We start from the raw sequence: 2,965 nt of genomic DNA on the forward strand, positions 1-2,965 counted from the left end.
TGGGTGTGTTCCCGAGTAGCACGGGGCCCGTGAAATCCCGTGTGAATCTGCCAAGACCACTTGGTAAGGCTGAATACTTCCTGATGACCGATAGCGGACAAGTACCGTGAGGGAAAGGTGAAAAGTGCCCCGGTGAGGGGTCGTGAAATAGTACCTGAAACCGTGTGCCTACAAGCCGTCAGAGCCTCCTACATGCAGGGCTTGCCCTGTGTGTTTGGTGATGGCGTGCCTTTTGAAGAATGAGCCTGCGAGTTATGGTGTGTGGCGAGGTTAACCGGTGGCGGGTAGCCGTAGCGAAAGCGAGTCTGAATAGGGCGTTTGAGTCGCATGCTGTAGACCCGAAGCGGGGTGATCTAGCCATGGGCAGGGTGAAGCGCCGGTAAGACGGTGTGGAGGCCCGAACCCACCAGGGTTGAAAACCTGGGGGATGACCTGTGGTTAGGGGTGAAAGGCCAATCAAACTCCGTGATAGCTGGTTCTCCCCGAAATGCATTTAGGTGCAGCGTTGCGTGTTTCTTGCCGGAGGTAGAGCTACTGGATGGCTAATGGGCCCTACAAGGTTACTGACGTCAGCCAAACTCCGAATGCCGGTAAGTGAGAGCGTGGCAGTGAGACTGCGGGGGATAAGCTTCGTAGTCGAGAGGGAAACAGCCCAGATCATCGGCTAAGGCCCCTAAGCGTGTGCTAAGTGGGAAAGGATGTGGAGTCGCGATGACAACCAGGAGGTTGGCTTAGAAGCAGCCATCCTTGAAAGAGTGCGTAATAGCTCACTGGTCAAGTGATTCCGCGCCGACAATGTAGCGGGGCTCAAGCACACCGCCGAAGCCGTGGCACTGAACCCGTAAGGGTTTGGTGGGTAGGGGAGCGTCCTGCAACCAGTGAAGCCACGAAGTGATTCAGTGGTGGAGGTTGTGGGAGTGAGAATGCAGGCATGAGTAGCGAATCAAGAGTGAGAAACTCTTGCGCCGGATGACCAAGGGTTCCTGGGGCAGGCTAATCCGCCCAGGGTAAGTCGGGACCTAAGGCGAGGCCGACAGGCGTAGTCGATGGACAACGGGTTGATATTCCCGTACCCGCTGGTATGCGCCAACGCTGAACCCGCTGATGCTAAGACCCCGAATCCCTGGGGAGTCTTCGGACTCTCCGTGGGCCTAGCGGTCGGCCCGAGGTGGTAGTAGGTGAGTGATGGGGTGACGCAGGAGGGTAGCTCAGCCCGGGCGATGGTTGTCCCGGGGTAAGCCTGTAGCCCGCACCATAGGTAAATCCGTGGTGCGTGAAGGGTGAGAGGTGATGCCGAGCCGTTTTAGGTGAAGTGAGTGATCCCATGCTGCCGAGAAAAGCCTCTAGCGAGTGTACCGGCGGCCCGTACCCCAAACCGACTCAGGTGGTCAGGTAGAGAATACCAAGGCGATCGGGTGAACTGTGGTTAAGGAACTCGGCAAATTGCCCCCGTAACTTTGGGAGAAGGGGGACCACGTCTGGTGAGGGCACTTGCTGCCTGAGCTGGGGGTGGTCGCAGAGGCCAGGGGGAAGCGACTGTTTACTAAAAACACAGGTCCGTGCGAAGTCGTAAGACGCTGTATACGGACTGACGCCTGCCCGGTGCCGGAACGTTAAGAGGACCGGTTAGGCCCCTTTCGGGGTCGACGCTGAGAATCTAAGCGCCGGTAAACGGCGGTGGTAACTATAACCATCCTAAGGTAGCGAAATTCCTTGTCGGGTAAGTTCCGACCTGCACGAATGGCGTAACGACTTCCCCGCTGTCTCAACCACAGGCCCGGCGAAATTGCAGTACGAGTAAAGATGCTCGTTTCGCGCAGCAGGACGGAAAGACCCCGGGACCTTCACTATAGCTTGGCATTGGCGTTTGGAGCGTCTTGTGTAGGATAGGTGGGAGACTGTGAAGCCGGCACGCCAGTGTCGGTGGAGTCATTGGTGAAATACCACTCTGGTCGTTTTGAGCGTCTAACCCGCACCCATGTATCTGGGTGGGGGACAGTGCCTGGTGGGTAGTTTAACTGGGGCGGTTGCCTCCTAAAGAGTAACGGAGGCGCCCAAAGGTTCCCTCAGCCTGGTTGGCAATCAGGTGGCGAGTGCAAGGGCACAAGGGAGCTTGACTGTGAGACAGACATGTCGAGCAGGTGCGAAAGCAGGGCCTAGTGATCCGGCACCGACGTGTGGAAGTGGTGTCGCTCAACGGCTAAAAGGTACCCCGGGGATAACAGGCTGATCTTCCCCAAGAGTCCATATCGACGGGATGGTTTGGCACCTCGATGTCGGCTCGTCGCATCCTGGGGCTGGAGTAGGTCCCAAGGGTTGGGCTGTTCGCCCATTAAAGCGGCACGCGAGCTGGGTTTAGAACGTCGCGAGACAGTTCGGTCCCTATCCGCTGCGCGCGCAGGAGAATTGAGAGGATCTGTCCCTAGTACGAGAGGACCGGGACGGACGAACCTCTGGTGTGCCAGTTGTCCCGCCAGGGGCACGGCTGGTTGGCTACGTTCGGCAGGGATAACCGCTGAAAGCATCTAAGCGGGAAGCCTTCCTCAAGATGAGTTCTCCCAACCCTTCGAGGTTGTAAGGCCCCCAGCTAGACCACTGGGTTGATAGGCCAGAGATGGAAGCGCGGTAACGTGTGGAGTCGACTGGTACTAATAGGCCGAGTGGCTTGAACACACACAACGTTCAAACCAATCGAAACAACACACTTGTGCTGTGTGAGTATGTTCGCGTCCCTGTGTGGTTCCCAGAAAACAAACGGGAACCGCAAATAAGAGAATATTGCTGAGCCTTGGCTCGGACGACACAAGCTTGCCGACCCTGGAGGTTTCTGGGTTGTGCGTTGGTCGTTCGGTGGTTATGGCGAAGGGGAAACACCCGGTCCCATCCCGAACCCGGAAGTTAAGCCCTTCAGCGCCGATGGTACTGCACGGGAGACTGTGTGGGAGAGTAGGACACCGCCGGACAC

2 rRNA genes are annotated in these 2,965 nt (G+C 57.4%); both read left to right on the plus strand.

The features are described from left to right. Nucleotides 1-2,673 (plus strand): 23S ribosomal RNA (locus tag ACH34W_RS55295); the annotation flags it as partial. Between the two features lie 173 nt (nt 2,674-2,846). Further along, nucleotides 2,847-2,963, plus strand: a 5S ribosomal RNA gene (gene rrf / locus ACH34W_RS55300). Nucleotides 2,964-2,965 lie beyond the last annotated feature (2 nt).

Source organism: Actinomadura sp. 6N118 (assembly GCF_044326415.1).
Taxonomy (GTDB): Bacteria; Actinomycetota; Actinomycetes; order Streptosporangiales; family Streptosporangiaceae; genus Spirillospora.